At 61.2% G+C, this 16157-nt stretch carries 13 protein-coding genes; 8 read left to right on the forward strand and 5 right to left on the reverse strand.

Annotated features, from left to right (window positions below):
* The first annotated feature begins 143 nt into the window (after positions 1 to 143).
* The 7 genes from ACVW0Y_RS11310 to ACVW0Y_RS11340 all read left to right on the forward strand — a co-directional run bounded on the left by ACVW0Y_RS11310 (position 144) and on the right by ACVW0Y_RS11340 (position 9294).
* A complete protein-coding gene (locus ACVW0Y_RS11310; RefSeq protein ID WP_457438339.1) occupies positions 144 to 1685 on the forward strand; it encodes a sugar ABC transporter ATP-binding protein in 1542 nt (513 codons plus the stop codon).
* Complete coding sequence (locus ACVW0Y_RS11315) at positions 1678 to 2703, forward strand: ABC transporter permease (protein ID WP_457438341.1); 1026 nt, start codon at positions 1678 to 1680, stop codon at positions 2701 to 2703. Before ACVW0Y_RS11310 ends, ACVW0Y_RS11315 begins: the two co-directional genes overlap by 8 nt.
* 26 nt (positions 2704 to 2729) lie before the next feature.
* The gene (locus ACVW0Y_RS11320) at positions 2730 to 3773 is read left to right on the forward strand and encodes a substrate-binding domain-containing protein (protein WP_457438342.1); all 1044 of its coding nucleotides are present in this window, start codon (positions 2730 to 2732) and stop codon (positions 3771 to 3773) included.
* Between the two features lie 103 nt (positions 3774 to 3876).
* On the forward strand, positions 3877 to 4542 hold the full coding sequence (locus ACVW0Y_RS11325; protein WP_457438344.1) for a sulfite oxidase-like oxidoreductase: 666 nt from the start codon (positions 3877 to 3879) through the stop codon (positions 4540 to 4542).
* Positions 4543 to 5026: 484 nt separating this feature from the next.
* The gene (locus tag ACVW0Y_RS11330) at positions 5027 to 7411 is read left to right on the forward strand and encodes a TonB-dependent receptor plug domain-containing protein (protein WP_457438346.1); all 2385 of its coding nucleotides are present in this window, start codon (positions 5027 to 5029) and stop codon (positions 7409 to 7411) included.
* A 60-nt stretch (positions 7412 to 7471) separates the two neighbouring features.
* The gene (locus ACVW0Y_RS11335) at positions 7472 to 8836 is read left to right on the forward strand and encodes an APC family permease (RefSeq protein WP_457438347.1); all 1365 of its coding nucleotides are present in this window, start codon (positions 7472 to 7474) and stop codon (positions 8834 to 8836) included.
* Positions 8833 to 9294, forward strand: coding sequence for a DUF3574 domain-containing protein (locus tag ACVW0Y_RS11340; RefSeq protein ID WP_457438348.1), 462 nt, complete (start codon positions 8833 to 8835; stop codon positions 9292 to 9294). The genes ACVW0Y_RS11335 and ACVW0Y_RS11340 overlap by 4 nt, the downstream gene beginning before the upstream one ends.
* Before the next feature lie 26 nt (positions 9295 to 9320).
* Here the strand turns inward: ACVW0Y_RS11340 and speE are convergent, their stop codons facing one another.
* The 3 genes from speE to ACVW0Y_RS11355 form a co-directional block, all read right to left on the reverse strand.
* A complete protein-coding gene (gene speE / locus ACVW0Y_RS11345) occupies positions 9321 to 10169 on the reverse strand; it encodes a polyamine aminopropyltransferase (RefSeq protein ID WP_457438349.1) in 849 nt (282 codons plus the stop codon).
* Entirely contained in the window at positions 10169 to 10630 is a 462-nt protein-coding gene (locus tag ACVW0Y_RS11350; protein ID WP_457438351.1) for a DUF3574 domain-containing protein, read from the reverse strand. The genes speE and ACVW0Y_RS11350 overlap by 1 nt, the downstream gene beginning before the upstream one ends.
* A gap of 169 nt (positions 10631 to 10799) precedes the next feature.
* A complete protein-coding gene (locus ACVW0Y_RS11355; protein WP_457438352.1) occupies positions 10800 to 12995 on the reverse strand; it encodes an OsmC domain/YcaO domain-containing protein in 2196 nt (731 codons plus the stop codon).
* A 176-nt stretch (positions 12996 to 13171) separates the two neighbouring features.
* On the opposite strand from ACVW0Y_RS11355, the gene ACVW0Y_RS11360 reads away from it, so the two are divergent.
* A complete protein-coding gene (locus ACVW0Y_RS11360) occupies positions 13172 to 13567 on the forward strand; it encodes a DUF4280 domain-containing protein (RefSeq protein WP_457438354.1) in 396 nt (131 codons plus the stop codon).
* 12 nt (positions 13568 to 13579) lie between these two features.
* Here ACVW0Y_RS11360 and ACVW0Y_RS11365 read toward each other — a convergent pair whose 3' ends face one another.
* Together ACVW0Y_RS11365 and tssI are read right to left on the reverse strand one after the other, a co-directional pair.
* Positions 13580 to 14122: a toxin-antitoxin system YwqK family antitoxin gene (locus tag ACVW0Y_RS11365; RefSeq protein ID WP_457438355.1), complete on the reverse strand. Its 543-nt coding sequence runs from the start codon at positions 14120 to 14122 to the stop codon at positions 13580 to 13582.
* Between the two features lie 14 nt (positions 14123 to 14136).
* A complete protein-coding gene (tssI, locus tag ACVW0Y_RS11370) occupies positions 14137 to 16143 on the reverse strand; it encodes a type VI secretion system tip protein TssI/VgrG (RefSeq protein WP_457438356.1) in 2007 nt (668 codons plus the stop codon).
* Between the last annotated feature and the right edge of the window lie 14 nt (positions 16144 to 16157).

Raw genomic sequence — 16157 nt, forward strand, 5'->3', positions numbered from 1 at the left:
CGATTTAACAATTTCCAATCTGGTATATACCAATATCCATTGCATCTATTGTTATGCGAATTGGTTATTTATTTTTATCCTTTCAGGCTCTTAGGCTATATCGCTTGCAGCCATGCTGCGTCCCGATTTTGTTTGAGAGCTTCATGAACCTGCCTACCTCTGCATTGATCAGCGCTCGCTCATTGGGCAAGTCCTTTGGCTCCAGCGTGGTTTTGCAGGGTATCGATCTGCGGCTGTTCCCCGGTGAAGTGGTGGCGCTGCTGGGTGCCAATGGCGCGGGGAAATCGACCCTGGTGAAAATTCTCGACGGTAGCCACGGCCATGACGCCGGTGAGCTGTTGGTAGAGGGCAGGGCCCTGCACTTTTCCTCGCCCCACGCGGCGCGCCGGGCCGGCATTGTGGCGGTGCATCAGCATGCCGAAGAGGCCCTGGTGCCGGGTTTCAGCGTGGCGGAAAACCTGGTGCTGGATGAGCTGTGCCAACCCGGTGGCGCGCTATGGAGCAAGCCTAAGCGCCTGCAGCAACGCGCCGCAGAAATCGCTGCAGGGCTGCAGTTGAAGCTGCCTCTGCACGCCAGTATCGACGACCTTGGCACCGCCGAACGGCAGCTGGTGGTGCTGGCCCGGGCCCTGGCGTTGCAGCCGAAACTGCTGGTGCTGGATGAGCCCACTGCGTCGCTGTCCGCCAGCGAAGCCGAGCGCCTGTTTGTGCTGATCGATGGTCTGCGCGAACGTGGGGTGGCGATTGTGTATATCTCCCATCGCTTGTCCGATCTGCAGCGGATTGCCGACCGTGCCATTGTCCTGCGCGATGGCCGTCTGGCTGGCGAATTCGCCGCTCCTCTGGATGTGTCCGCCGCGCTGCTGGCCATGCTTGGCACTGCGCTGGCACCGCTGGTGGAAGGCGCGGCGGAGCAGGGCGCACAGGTGTTGCGCTGCCATGGCGTGCAAGTGACGGCTAACAGCCAGGCGTTCGACCTGAGCCTGTATCAGGGCGAAGTGGTGGCGCTGACCGGCTTGCTCGGTGCCGGTAAAAGCGAGATTGCCGAGCTATTGTTCGGCCTGCGCCAACCGCTGGCCGGACGCCTGGAACTGGATGGCCAGCACTGGCAGCCGCGTTCCCCCCGTGAGGCAATTGCCGGCGGGGTTTTTATGGCTGCCGAAGACCGGGGCCGCGACTCTCTGGTGCCGGATTTTTCCCTGGCGCGCACCCTGACTTTGCCGTTTCTGTCGCGCTTCAGTCGCGGTGGTTTTATCCACGCCAGCGCCGAGCGCGCGGCGGTGTTAACGCAGGTGCAGGAGCTGGGTATCAAGTGTGCCGGGCCCGATGTGGGCATGGACACCCTGTCCGGTGGCAACCAGCAAAAGGTGGTGCTGGCCCGCTGGTTGCTGGGTGCCGGTCGCCTGCTGATTCTCGATGAACCCTTCCAGGGCGTGGATATCCGCGCGCGCCGTGAAATCGGTGCGCGCATCCGCGCCAGCGCCGCACAGCGCGCCACCCTGGTGATCTGCTCCGACCCCGACGAAGCCCTGGAAATCGCCGACCGTATTCTGGTGGTGCGGGATTTCAGTGTGGTCGCCGAATACCCCCGTGCAGGCCTCTCGCGTGCCGAGCTGTTGGCGCAGATCGCTGGCCTTAGCGTTCCCCCTGTCACCCCGCAACGCCAAGGAGCTGCGTGTGCCTGAGCCAATTTCTTCCCCTGCGCCGCAGCCTGCTTTGGGCCCCGCCGTATTGCGCCTGGTCGTTCACTACGGCCTGCTGCTGATACTGGCGCTGGTGGTGCTGTTATTCGCGGTGCTGGAGCCGGCGTTTTTGCGCGTCGGCAACCTGTTTATCATTCTGCAATCGGTATCCATCGTCGCCTTGCTGGCCCTGGGCGTGACCCTGACCATGGCCGTCGGCGGGCTGGATCTGTCGATTGGCGCGGTGGCGGCCATGAGCCTGATGTGCGCCAGCTATGTGATGGTGGTGCTGGGTTGGGGGCCGCTGCCGGCGGTGCTGATCAGCCTGGGCTGCGGCGCGCTGGTGGGCTTGCTCAATGGATTTCTGATCGTGCGTATGGGCGTGCCGGATATTCTCGCCACCCTGGGCAGCATGTTTCTGGTGATCGGTCTGCAGTTGATCCCCACCGGCGGCCGTTCGATTGCCGTGGGCATGACCCTGCCCGATGGTGAGGAAGCCATCGGCAGTTTCAGCAGCGCCTTTCTTGCTCTGGGCCGTGCGCGCCTGTGGGACACGGTGCCGGTTCCGGTGCTGGTGATGGGTGTGATTGCGCTATTGGTTTGGGCGTTTCTCGAACGCAGCCGGTTTGGCCGGGTGCTCTACGCCATCGGCGGCAACGAGCGCGCCGCGCGTCTGGCCGGTGCTCCGGTGCAGCGTTACAAATTTCTTGCTTACGTGCTCTCGGCGGTGCTTGCCGCGCTGGGTGGTTTGCTGCTGGCGGCGCGGCTGGGCCGAGGCGATGTCAGTTCCGGCAATGGCCTGGTGCTCGACGCCTTGGGCGCAGCCTTGATCGGCTTCGCCGTGCTCGGTGCACGCAAACCCAATGCCTTCGGCACCTTGGTCGGCGCCTTGCTGGTGGCCACCTTGCTCAACGGGCTGACCATGCTCAATGCCCCGTATTACGCCCAGGATTTCGTCAAAGGCGCGGTGTTGGTACTGGCGCTGATGTTCACCTTTGGTCTGGCGCCCAAGACGCGTTAGGCCGCTATTCACACAAGGATCTTTCCATGCGAGCTGTATTGCGCAAGCTGTTGGGCGTTACCCTGGCGCTGTCGTTGAGCGGAGCCGTACAGGCGGCCGGGATTGCCGGGGCACCTGCGCCCTTCGATAAGGGCGGGGTGAAGATCGCCCTGGTCGGATTCCTGTTTGCCGGCGACTTCCCCGAAGCCTATCTGCGCGGGGTCGAGAAACAGGCCAAAGCCCTGGACATCGACCTGCGTCTGTTCGATGCCCGCCAGCAGGCCGCCACCCAGCGCGAGATGCTGGAACAGGCCATCGACCTCGGCGTCGACGGCATCATCGTGCAGCTGGGCCTGGCCGAAACTCTTAAAGACACCGTCGACAAGGCCGTGGCCAAGGGCATCAAAGTGGTGGCGTTCGACGTTGACCTGGGCAACCCTAAGGTCACCCAGGTCGAACAGGATCACCACCAGCTGGCACGCCTGGCCCTGGATCAGGCGCTAAAAGACAACGGCACGTCGTTCCAGGCCGGCTACGTGTTTATCGGCGGCTTCACCCCCATGGAGCGTCGCGACGAAATCTGGCGTGAAGTGAAGGCGGCCAACCCCGGCATCATCGAGAAAGCCCGCTTTGGCACCCTCAACCCGCCGATTGCCAACTCGGTGGCCGACCAGGCCAGCGCCGTACTGCGCGCCAACCCCGACCTGCAGGTGATTTTCGCGCCCTTCGACGAGTTCGCCAAAGGCGCGAAAATCGCCGTGGACGAAGCCGGCCTGAACAAGCAGGTGAAGATCTACAGCGCGGATATTTCCACCGCCGATATCCAGATCATGAAAGAGCCGGACAGCGCCTGGGCCGCCACCGCCGCAGTCAATCCGGAGGTCGCCGGGGCCATCAGCGTGCGCAGCCTGGCCTTGCAGATTGCCGGGCAGAGTCCGGGCGAACATGTGTTGGTGCCGCCGACCCTGATCACCCGTCAGCAACTGCTCGATCTGGACGTGAAAAACGTGCGTGATCTGGCGCAGAAAGTCCCTGCCTTCGGTGATGCAGCTGGGGTTGCCCAGGCACCGTGGATTCCGCTGGCCAAATAGGCGTTTGCTCCAATCGCGGCTGAAGCTCCTACATTGGAACCTCGATCCCTGTAGGGGCGGCTTCAGCCGCGATGTTCTTGATTTTCAGATTAAGGAAACTGAAATGCACGACAAGGCGACCCGCCTGCAAAAGGCGCGGGCCATCGTCAGCGATCCAGCCCACGGTCAGCGCTTGCCACCGGGCCAGATCCTCACCGAGCGCTTTCCAATTCTGCATGAAGGGGAAGTGCCTCAGTACGACCTGGCCAGTTGGGCACTGACGCTGGATGGCTTCGGTCCCGCGCCGCTAACCCTCGGTTACGACGACTTGCTGCGCATGCCGCAAACCCGAGTGCAGTGCGATATTCACTGCGTAACGCGCTGGTCCAAATTCGACACCCGCTGGTACGGCGTGCACCTGCGTGACGTGCTGGCGGCCTTGCAGCTCGAGCCCCAGGGCCGCTTTGTCATGGCCCATGCCGATAACGACTACCAGACCAACCTCAGCCTCGACGATCTGCTGCATCCCGACAGCCTGCTGGCCTTGGGTTACGACGATAAACCGCTGACTGCCCAGCATGGTTGGCCGTTGCGGCTGCTGGTGGCGGGCCGGTATTTCTGGAAGAGCGCCAAATGGTTGCGGCACCTGCAGTTCAGCGATATCGAAAGCCCCGGCTTTTGGGAGCGCAATGGCTTCCACCTGCATGCCGATCCGTTTGCGGAACAACGCTTTTGCGGGGAGGCGTTGGATATTCCCGAGGATGAGTGGCAACGCAAAGACTTCGATTGAGCACAATAAAAGCATCGCGGCTAAAGCCGCTCCTACACGATTGTGCAAACTGTAGGAGCAGCTTTAGCTGCGATGTTTTTTTGTTATTTAAATAATGAAAGTGCAACTTCAAGCTGTTGCTCCAGCAACACTTGCTGCTGCTCAGGAAACAACTTTTACTTATGTCTAATTAAATTCTTATCGCGATATAACCTAAGCATTAATGGGTATTTTGCCCGTTCGTCGCCCTCGTCTAGGATCGCTCCCAGGAACCCTATCGGGGCAAGGATGCCTTTCCAATTACCTAAGAGTTCGAGCCAGCGCGGGATCCACGCCGGACTCGAAACGAGCTGCCAGGGTTAGCCGATATTCACCGTTTTATTGCTCAGGCCCGTTTAACGGGTCGCGGTTTTTATCGGCCCGAATAAACCAGTTAACACAATAGCCAGAACAACTAAGCCGTAACCAAGCGGCTGGTTCATAAGTGCGTTAGGGAGTAGTTCGCATGTTTCGCCGTTCATTGATTAGCGTTGCCGTAGTTGCAGCGTTTGCCCACACGCCTGTATATGCCGAAGACACCACCAGCAGCGTCGATGACGGTACCCGTCTGGGCACCGTGCTGGTGACCGGTACCCGCGCCAAGAATCGTACCGTGCTGGATTCGCCTGTGCCGGTGGATGTGCTGACCGCTGAGGACATCAAAGCCACCGGTGCCAGCAATGGCGAACTGGGGCAGGCCCTGGCCACCCTGTTGCCGTCGTTCAACTTTCCACGCCAATCCAACTCCGGCGGTGCCGACCATGTGCGCGCCGCACAGCTGCGCGGCATGAGTCCGGACCAGGTGCTGGTGTTGGTCAATGGCAAGCGTCGGCACACTTCGGCACTGGTCAATGATTCGTCGAAAATCGGTCGCGGCACCGCGCCGGTGGACTTCAACTCGATCCCCATCAGCGCGATCAAACGCATCGAAGTGCTGCGTGACGGTGCCGGTGCCCAGTACGGTTCCGATGCCATTGCCGGGGTGATCAATATCATCCTCGACGACGCCCCGGAAGGCGGCGAAGTGTCGACCACCTACGGCGCTTACCATACCCATCAGGACGCCATCGACAAGACCACCACCGACGGCCAGAACACCTTCACCACCGCCAAGATCGGCACCAAGCTGGGTGAGGAGGGGGGCTTTGTTCGTGGTGGTGCCGAGTACAAAGACCGCAACCCGACCAACCGCGCCGGCTTCGACAGCTGGGATGAGCGCCCCGAGCAGCGCAACTATGTAATGGGCGACGGCGCTCTGCGTGATATCAACACCTGGTTCAACAGCGAGCTGCCGATTGGCGATGCCAAAGCCTATGCCTTCGGCACCTATAACAAGCGCCACACCACGGGTGCCGAGTTCTACCGGTACGGTTACGAACAGCCGGCGTTCTACCCCAATGGTTTCTTGCCGCAGTCGATTGGCGATAACCAGGACATCTCCCTGAACGGCGGCTTCAAAGGCATGATTGGCGAGCAGTGGGACTACGATGCCAGCCTGACCCACGGCCGCAATATCTTTGAATCGGCCACCCGCCGCACCCTCAACGAATCCCTGGGGGCCGAGTCGCCCACGCGTTTCGATACCGGTGATTACGAGCTGCGCCAATCCCTCGGCAACCTGGATTTCACCCGCGAGCTGGAGCTGGCCGGGCGCTCGTTTGTGTTGGCCCTGGGCGGTGAATACCGCTACGAAAACTACATCACCACCGCCGGCGATGAGGCCTCGTATGTTGGCACCGGTGCCGATGGCGCCAGCGGTTTGCGCCCAAGTGAAGAGTCGGATATCGACCGCAATGTGTTTGGTACTTACGCCGAGGTATCGGGGGATGTCACCGACCGTTTCTTCGTCGACCTGGCCACCCGCTGGGAGCGCTACGATGACGCCGGCAGCAAGCTCACCGGCAAATTCAGCGGGCGCTACAAGCTGACGGAAATCTTCGCCCTGCGTGGTGCGGTATCCAACAACTTCCGTGCGCCGTCTCTGGCCCAGGTGGGCTTCCAGCACACCACCAGTAACTTTGGTACCGGTGGCACGCTCACCGATATCCGCGTGCTCTCGGTCAATGATCCAATCGCCAAGGCCCTGGGTGCCGAAGAGCTGGACCCGGAAACCTCGAAGAACTTCAGCATTGGCCTGACCGCCAAATTCACCGATAACTTCGACGCGTCGCTCGATGTATTCCGCATCGACGTAAAAGATCGCATCACCCTTTCCCAGCGCATCGGTAGCGACGCCCTGGAGCAGTACGTCCTCGACAACTTCGGTCAGGCTGGCGTGCATGACGTGAACTTCTTCACCAACGCCGCCGACACCAGCACCGACGGTGCCGAGCTGGTGCTCAACTACCACCAGCCGTTCGCCGCCGGGCAACTTGGCCTGACCACCGCCTACACCTACAACCACACCAAAGTCACCAGTACCAAAGGCACGCCTGAGCAACTGGCCGCCCTGGATATTGGCGACGACGCGCTAGTGGGCGTGGAAGAGCGCAACACCCTGACCGACGCCGCGCCCAAAGACCGCTTTGTGTTCTCCACCACCTGGAGTAACGACAGCTGGAACCTGCTGGCTCGTCTGACCCGTCAAGGCTCCACCACCCGCGTATTCGACTTCGGCGACGGCGACCACCCGGAGCAAACCTATAACGCGGTCTGGCAGGTGGATACCGAGGTGGCCTACAAATTCACCCCGCAATTCAGCGTGGCCCTGGGCGGCAACAACATCTTCGACAAGTACCCGGAGAAATCCAGCGACGAGATCAACTACGGCGGCAACCTGCCGTATGACGTGCTCTCGCCGGTCGGCAGCAACGGTGCCTACTACTACGCCCGCGCCACTTACGGGTTCTGATGGGGGACACGGCGAGTATCCGCATTGCGGATATTCGGCGTTGGTTAGATCGGGGAAATCATGAGCGAACACAATGAGGCCGGTCCCAAGCGCCACCTGGGGGTCTTCCAGGCCCTGCTGGTAACCCTGGGCATGGTGATCACCACCGATATTCTGAAAACCGCGCCTACCGTGGCGTTGAATGTCGGTGCCGAGCATTTCTATTCGGCCTGGGTGCTCGGTGGGCTGTTGTCGATGGTTGGTGCCCTGTGCTTTGCCGAGATGGCTACGGCCTTTCCCCATCCCGGTGGTGACTACCACTTTCTGCAACGCAGCTATGGCGAGCGGGTCGGCTTTCTATTTGCCTGGTCGCGTTTTGCTGTACTGCATACCGGCTGGATCGCCTTGTCGGCGTTTCTTTTCGGTGATTATTTCAATGCCGTGCTGCCCCTTGGGCCGCACGGTTCAGCGTTGTATGCCGGCGGCCTGATCGCGGCATTGGTGCTGGTCAATTTGCTCGGGGTGCGCGTGGGTTTTGCCACCCAGACGGTGCTGGTCAGTTTGCTCACCCTGGGCTTTTTCTCGATTGTCGCGGCTGGCCTGTGGCTGGCCTGGCAGGGCTTTGTCGCGCCGCCGCCGGCATTTCCCGCCGAGCCGGAACAGACCGGTGTGGCCGGGTTTTCCGCAGCGATGATTTTCGTTTTTCTGGCCTTTGGTGGCTGGAGCGATGCCGCCACCTTGTCGGCGGAAATCCGCGATGGTCGGCGCGGCATGTTTATCGCCATGCTCGGTGCCCTGGCGTTGTTGCTGGGAATTTATCTGGCACTCAACTGGGCCTTTGTTCGTGGCCTGGGCTTTGACGGCCTGGCCGCCAGTGCCGCGCCGGCGGTGGAATTGCTGCAGCGCGCCTTTGGCTCGTTTGGCGTATTGATCATTCTGCCAGTGGTGGCGGTGGCGGCGATTGCCAGCATCAACTCCACCCTGATGGTCGGCGCTCGCACCACCTATGCCGCAGCCCGCGATGTGCCGCTGTTGCATCGCCTCGGGCAATGGGACGACAGCCGTGGCGTACCGCGTCGCGCGCTACTGGCAGAAGGCGCGGTGGCCTTGATGTTGGTTCTGTTTGGCAGCTATGCCAACAGTGGTTTCAACGCCATGGTCGAGTACATGACCCCGGTGTATTGGTTGTTTCTCGCCTTGAGCAGCCTGGCGCTGATCCTGCTGCGTCGCCGCCATCCGGACGTGCCACGGCCGGTGCGGGTGCCGCTGTATCCCTGGCTGCCGCTGCTGTTCCTGGCGCTGTGCCTGTATATGCTCTGGTCGAGCCTGGCTTATGTCGGCTACGGTGCCTTGCTCGGCGTGGCGGTGCTGGCCTTCGGCGCGCTGCTCCAGCTGCTGTTGAGTTGGCGCAGCAGCCCGCAGCCAAGTGTGGAGGTGACGCCATGAGTACCGCCAGCAAGGTGGCGCTTGCCGCGGCGGTGGTGCTGCTGGGTGGTGCCGCGGGCTTGCTGCAACGCTATGTCGGCAGCCCGGTGGCGAAGGTCGCCCATGAGCATCAAATGCAGCGCACCGAGCTGTACTTCGGCGCGATTGCCACGCCGCAATGGCAGCAGTTTCTTGCCCAGGAAGTGACCCCACGATTCCCCGATGGCCTTAGCTGGTATGACGTCAACGGCCAATGGCGCGGACCCAGCGGCCAGCCGGAAAAACTGCCGTCGCGGATCGTGCTGTTGATCCATGCCGACAACCCCGGCAACCGCCAGGCGCTGGCCGACATCGGCCGGCTGTTCAAGCAGCGGTTTGGCTTGGCGGTGTTGCAGGTGAGCAGCGTGGTACAGGCCAGCGATCCGGATTGGACAGAGGCGCGGGTGGAAGGCAATCAACAATTGCAACCGACCCCGTAGACGGCAAACCTCACTTCCTACGGGAGTCAGGAGTTGATCAATTCCAGCATGTACTGCGGCAAGGCAAACGCCGCCTGGTGAATCTCGGCGTTGTAGTAGCGAGTACGCAAACCGCTGTCCTTGAAGCGTTGGCGCAGCGTTGCTATATCCGTGTGCCGCGCCTTGTCACTATTGCTACCCCAGCCAAAGCTCATGCTGCCACCGATATAGGTGGGTACTGCGGCGTGGAAAAAGCCCCAGTCGGCAAAGGTGGCGGCCAGGCGTTGGGCGGTGCCGGTGAGTTCCTCGGGCTGCAGAAACGGCACGCCGTTCTGGGTGGCGAGCACGCCGTCGGCGTTCAGGCAGCGTTGGCAGTTACGGTAGAACTCGCGGCTGAACAGACTGGCCGCCGGGCCGATGGGGTCGGTGGAATCGCTGATGATTAGATCGAAGCGTTCGGCGCTATGGGCGACAAAATCCAGACCATCGGCGATCACCAGGCGTACCCGCGGGTCGTCCAGCGCGCCGGCCGAATGCTGCGGAAAATGAGTGCGGCACAGCTCGATTACCGAGGCGTCGATCTCCACCGCAACAATTTCCTCGATGCCGGCATGGCGGACGATCTCGCGCAGAATGCCGCCATCGCCGACACCAATGACCAGCACCCGACGCACCGCGCCATGGGCCAGGATCGGCACATGGGTGAGCATCTCGTGATAGATGAACTCATCCGCTTCGGTGGTTTGCACCACGCCATCCAGGGCCATCACCCGACCCAGCAGGGCATTGCGGAAAATCACCAGATGCTGCTGGTCGGTACGCCCCTCATACAGCAGCTCATCAATCTGCAAGCGCTGGCCGTAACCGGGGTAGAGGGTTTCCAGGTAGTCGGCCATTAGAACGACACGTCCGCCGGCTGCGACAGGCGCAGCACTGACAAGTCGCCGGTAATACGTTTGTAGGCCAGGCGAATGGCTTCGATATTGGTGTTATTGCTGGCGTTATCTTCATGCAGCACCACGATTACCTTGGTGCTCAGACGCTCTGGCTGTGCCGCGCCGTGGTCGCGCCACTGGCCATAGGCGTCATAGGCGGTAAAGCCATCGGGGAAACGCGCCGTCACTTCCTGGTCGAGAAACTCGCGCCAGCGCGCCGCGCTCACCGTGCCTGGGCCGCCGTCCAGCGGGCCGATGGAGAAGTACAACTCGGTACGCAACCACTTGGCTTGTGCCGGGCGGCTGGCGTCGCCTTGCAGGGTGGAACTGGGGGGATTGGTGGTGTGTACCGAGGCAGCGGGCTGCACGGCACAACCGGCCAGGGCCAATACCAGAGTGGGCAACAACAGGCGGGCAAGCATGGAAACGTCCTAGTAAAGCGAAGAAGGACGGGCACTATAAAAGGGCCTTTTAATTTCCTAAAAGACCTATAAATTCGATTGTTAGCGTTTTATTGAATAAGAAGGGAGGGGCGCTTAGCCGTGGCCGCAGTGCCCACGCAGGCACTGCGAACCGGCTGCCCATCTACGTTTACCCAGCCAGCTTGGCCCGTGCCGCGTGCAGCTTTTTATAGCTGTCGATCAGGCGCAGATGACGGTCCAGACCTTCCAGCTTCATGCTGGTGGGTGTCAGGCCATAGAAGCGCACGCTGCCGTCCACCGAACCGATTGCCGCATCCATCCGCTCATTGCCAAACATGCGGCGGAAGTTGGCTTGGTAGTCGGCCAGCTCGAGGTCTTCGTCCAGCTCCATCTCCAACACCACGTTGACGGCTTGATAGAACAGGCCGCGTTCGACGGTGTTGTCGTTGTACTGCAAAAAGGCTTCCACCAGATCCTTGGCCTGGTCGTACTTCTGCAGGGCAAGGTAGATCAGCAGTTTGAGTTCCAGGATGGTCAACTGGCCCCAGGCGGTGTTGTCATCAAATTCGACGCCGATCAGGGTCTTGATCTCGGTGTAATCATCCAGCTCGCTGTGTTCCAGGCCCTTGACCAGATTGCGCAAGCCGACCTTGCTCAGGTTGTGCAGATTGAGGATATCAGCGCGAAATTGCAGGGCCTTGTTGGTGTTATCCCAGATCAGATCTTCTACCGGGTAAATCTCCGAATACCCCGGCACCAGGATGCGGCAGGCCGCTGCGCCCAGGTGCTCATACACCGCCATATAGGCTTCTTTGCCCAGGTCTTCGAGGATGCCGAACAGCGTAGCGGCCTCCTCGGCGTTGGAGTTTTCGCCTTCGCCGGAGAAATCCCACTCAACGAATTCGAAATCGGCCTTGGCACTGAAGAAGCGCCACGACACCACGCCGCTGGAGTCGATAAAGTGCTCAACAAAGTTGTTCGGCTCGGTCACCGCATGGCCGGAGAAAGTCGGCTGCGGCAGATCATTCAGGCCTTCGAAACTGCGGCCCTGCAGCAATTCGGTAAGGCTGCGCTCCAGCGCCACTTCCAGGCTCGGGTGGGCACCGAAGGAAGCGAACACACCGCCCGTACGCGGGTTCATCAGGGTCACGCACATCACCGGGAATTCGCCGCCCAGCGAGGCATCCTTGACCAGCACCGGGAAGCCCTGCGCCTCCAGGCCCTGGATGCCGGCAAGAATGCCGGGGTACTTGGCCAGCACCTCGGCGGGCACATCCGGCAGGGCCATTTCGCCTTCGAGAATTTCCCGCTTCACCGCCCGCTCGAAAATCTCCGACAGGCACTGCACCTGGGCTTCGGCCAGAGTATTGCCGGCGCTCATGCCATTGCTGAGGTAGAGGTTTTCAATCAGGTTGGAAGGGAAATACACCACCTCGCCATCCGACTGCCGCACAAAGGGCAGGGACACGATGCCGCGCTGGGTGTTGCCGGAGTTGGTGTCATACAGATGCGAGCCGCGCAGCTCGCCGTCGCGGTTGTAAATTTTCAGGCTGTAGGCGTCGAGAATCTCCGCCGGCAGTTCATCATTGGGCCCCGGCTTGAACCAGCGCTCGTCCGGATAATGCACAAACGCCGCATTGGCGATGTCTTCGCCCCAGAACTGATCGTTGTAGAAAAAGTTGCAGTTCAGCCGCTCGATAAACTCGCCCAGCGCCGAGGCCAGCGCGGCTTCCTTGGTGGCACCCTTGCCGTTGGTAAAACACATCGGCGATTGCGCATCGCGGATATGCAGCGACCACACGTTGGGCACGATATTGCGCCACGAGGCTACTTCGATCTTCATCCCCAGCCCGGCGAGAATCCCGGACATGGCCGCGATGGTCTGCTCCAGCGGCAGGTCCTTGCCGGCGATAAAGGTGCTGGCTTCAGAGTCTGGTTCCATCAGCAACAGGGCCTGGGCATCGGCATCCAGATTGTCCACTTCCTCGATCACAAACTCCGGGCCGGCTTGCACCACCTTCTTTACCGTGCAGCGGTCGATGGAACGCAGAATGCCCTGACGGTCCTTGGCCGAAATATCCGCCGGCAACTCCACCTGGATCTTGAAGATCTGCTGATAACGGTTTTCCGGATCGACAATATTGTTCTGCGACAGACGAATATTTTCCGTCGGGATATCGCGGGTCTGGCAATACAGCTTCACAAAATACGCCGCACACAGCGCCGACGAAGCCAGAAAATAATCGAACGGCCCCGGTGCCGAACCATCGCCCTTGTAACGGATCGGCTGGTCGGCCACCACCGTGAAGTCATCGAACTTGGCTTCAAGTCGGAGGTTGTCGAGAAAGTTGACCTTGATTTCCATGGGGGATTACCAGAATAGCGAGCACGCGAAATTGGCCGCCATTATCCGGCTTTTATGGCGGATGTCTTGTGTCGCTAGTCGAGGCACCAGGGCAGGGCAACCCTGGCCACCACCCTCAGCCTGGCCGCCACCGGGTTCTGTACTAGGATTCTCTGGTCTTTACAGGAAGCCGATCCATGGGTTGTCCACATGTCTGCAGCGGCGCAACGTTGCAATGCAGCTTCGGTGCCGCGCCCGCGCCGCTTAACGTTCTGCCGGTGAATCGCACCCTGACTGGCGGGATGCCGGCGGCGAATCTGCTGGACCATATCCCGTTGGTGAATATCAGCCCTTTCGGTATGTGCAGCAGCATCGCCAACCCCACGGTGGCTGCTGCCACCGCTGCGGCGCTGGGGGTGTTGACGCCCATGCCGTGTATTCCGGCCACGGCGGCACCGTGGATTCCCGGCGGGCCGCCGACGGTGATGTTGGGGCCTATGCCGGCCCTGGATGCCAACAGCACGTTGATGTGTACCTGGGCCGGGGTGATCAAGGTGGTGATGCCGGGCCAGGTGCAAGAGCTGATTCCCTGAGGCGCTGCGCTTTCAGCTTTGCGGCTGAAGGAACAGCCCTTGCCACCAGCTCCGCAGCCGCGATACCGGTTTGCCGTCGGCGTTCAGGGCGCGACCGTCGTCGGTAAATGCGCGGCCGCTTTCCACCGGGACGCCACGCAGATAATGGGCGCTGAAGGCCACCTGGCCGTTGGCATGAAAACGCTGGTAGATGCCTTCGCGCACGCCGTCACGGTAATGCTCCCGTTCTGCCAGGCTGCCGTCGGCAAAGTAGTTGCACGCCTCGCCGTGCAATCGCCCCTGGCGGTAGCTGGCGGTGCGCTGCAAGCCGCCTTCCGCGGCGAAGAACCTGGCCAGGCCATGCACCCGGTTCTCGGCATAAGGCATTTCTGCGCAGATCTTGCCGTTGGGGTGGTAGAGGGTCAGCGGGCCATTGAGCTGGCCGTGTTGGTAGCTCAGATTGGCCTGCGGCCGGCCGAACTCCTGGATCTTTACCGGGCCATGCAGCTGGCCTTCGTGCAAGCGCCCGGCCAGGCTGCTGTCGCCGCGGGCGAGTTCTACGCTGCCGTTTTGCATCGGTGTGGCTCCCGTCAGTTGATTTTTACCAGGCCGCCTTTGAGGGTCAGCATGCCGCCACCATCCACGGTCTGTTCGGCACCGGCCTTGTTGGTCAGGCTGATGCCGGCGTCGTTGGTCAGGGTGGTACCGGCCTTGTTGTCCAGGGAAGTACCGGCCTGGTTGGTGAGCGCGGTGCCGGCTTTGTCGGTCAGGGCCATGCCGGCTTGGGTGGTGAGGTTGGCGTCGCTTTTGGCGGTGAAGTCGCCAGTGCTTTGCAGGGTGAGGGTGCCGCTGACGGTGATGGTCAGGTTGCCGTCCACCGTCAGCTGGTAGTTGCCGGTGACGGTTTCGGTGTAGTTGCCGCCGGTGCTGTGGGTTTGGTCGCTGCCGACTTTTACCGTGCGGGTGTCTTTTACATCGAGGTTGTCGCTGCCGGTTTGAATCGCCACCGTGCGTTTGCCTTTTTCCAGGGTCACGGTTTCGTCGCCGTCTTTTACTGTGCGAGTACGGGCGTTCTGCACGGTAAGGGTTTCGTCGTGGCCGACGGTGGCAGTGGTGTCGTTGAGCACCTTGATGTTGAAGTCTTTCTGCGCCTGCAAAAACACTTCTTCGCTGTCTTTTTTGTCCTCGAAACGCAGCGCGTTAAAGCCACCACCGCCCTTCGATGAGTTGGTCTTGATCCCGGACTGGGTCTGGTTGGCTGGTAGCTCGAAGGGCACCGGGTTGTCGCCGTTATAAACGCAACCGGTCACCAGCGGGCGATCGGGGTCGCCGTCGATAAAGGTGACGATCACCTCCTGGCCAATGCGCGGCACAAACTGCATGCCCCAGCCTTTACCAGTCCAGGGCAGCACCACGCGTACCCAGCAGGATGAGCTTTCATCATTCTTGCCATCGCGGTCCCAGGGAAACTGCAGCTTGATGCGGCCGTATTCGTCGGTCCAGATTTCCTCGCCGGCCTTGCCCACCACCAGGGCGGTCTGGGTGTGCATACGGGGTTTTTGCGTCACCCGGGGCGGGCGGTAGACCGTGGCCTTGGGCATCGCCTCGAAACGGTTGTGGTACTGCTCGTGGCTAACCTCATGCACCACCGAAGTCACCACCCAATCGATATTCAAACTGGCATCGTCGTGGCCACCCAAGGTGAACCAATGCCCGGGCACCAACCAGCGGCAATCGCTGTCGCCCACCAGGCGTTTCTCTTGGCTGCGCAGCCCATCCACCCGCTGTTTGGTCAACGCATCACCACGGCCTTTGGCGGTATAACCACCCGGGTGCTCATACACCGTGCGCGGCCCGGTCTTGGCCTCGGCCTGGGAGTAAAGCGAAGTGGTGGGCGTGGTGAACTCGTAATCGGTGGCGCTATATACCCCGCTTACCGCTTGAATGCTGTACTGCGCCGAGCGGACGCCATGCAACTCGCGCACGCCGATTTCCTGGCCCACATACGCCAGCGTGGGGCCGTTAGGGATCGGCACAAACGCCTCGTTGCTATCGCCCAACACCAGCGTGTGCTTGCCTGCGTCGTGGCTGAAAAACCAGAAAATGCCTTCTTCCTCCAGCAGCCGCGAAACAAAGGCGAAATCGCTTTCGCCGTACTGCACGCAATACTCGCGTGGTGTATAGCTGCCGGTAAGGGAAAGTTTGTAATCACTGAAACCATGCAAATCGAAAATGGCGGTGACGATCTCGCTGGTGGTTTTGTTCTGGAACACGCGGTTGTTGCTCGCCAGGTTTAGCCACCACAGCCAGGGGCGCAGCAACAGCTGGTAGCGGTCGGCGCTGGCATCGCCGGGCAGTTGGCGGATCTCGGCGCACAGGCCATCGACTGGGCGCAGTTGCGCGTCGTTGTGCAGGGTGGCGGTGACGTGGCTGGCTACTGCGCTGGTCAGGGTCAGTGGGGTGGCGCTGTAACCATGCAGGGTCAGGCTGCCCAGGCTATTTAACGACTCCTCGCCGGCCAGGGTCTCCGGGAATAGGTCCGCCAAGGCGGCGGCCGTTACGGAGAGGGTGGTTGTGGTGTCGGTGGGGCGGGGCATACGCGTTCTCTAGC

The sequence above is a fragment of the Pseudomonas sp. TE3786 genome, assembly GCF_054057335.1.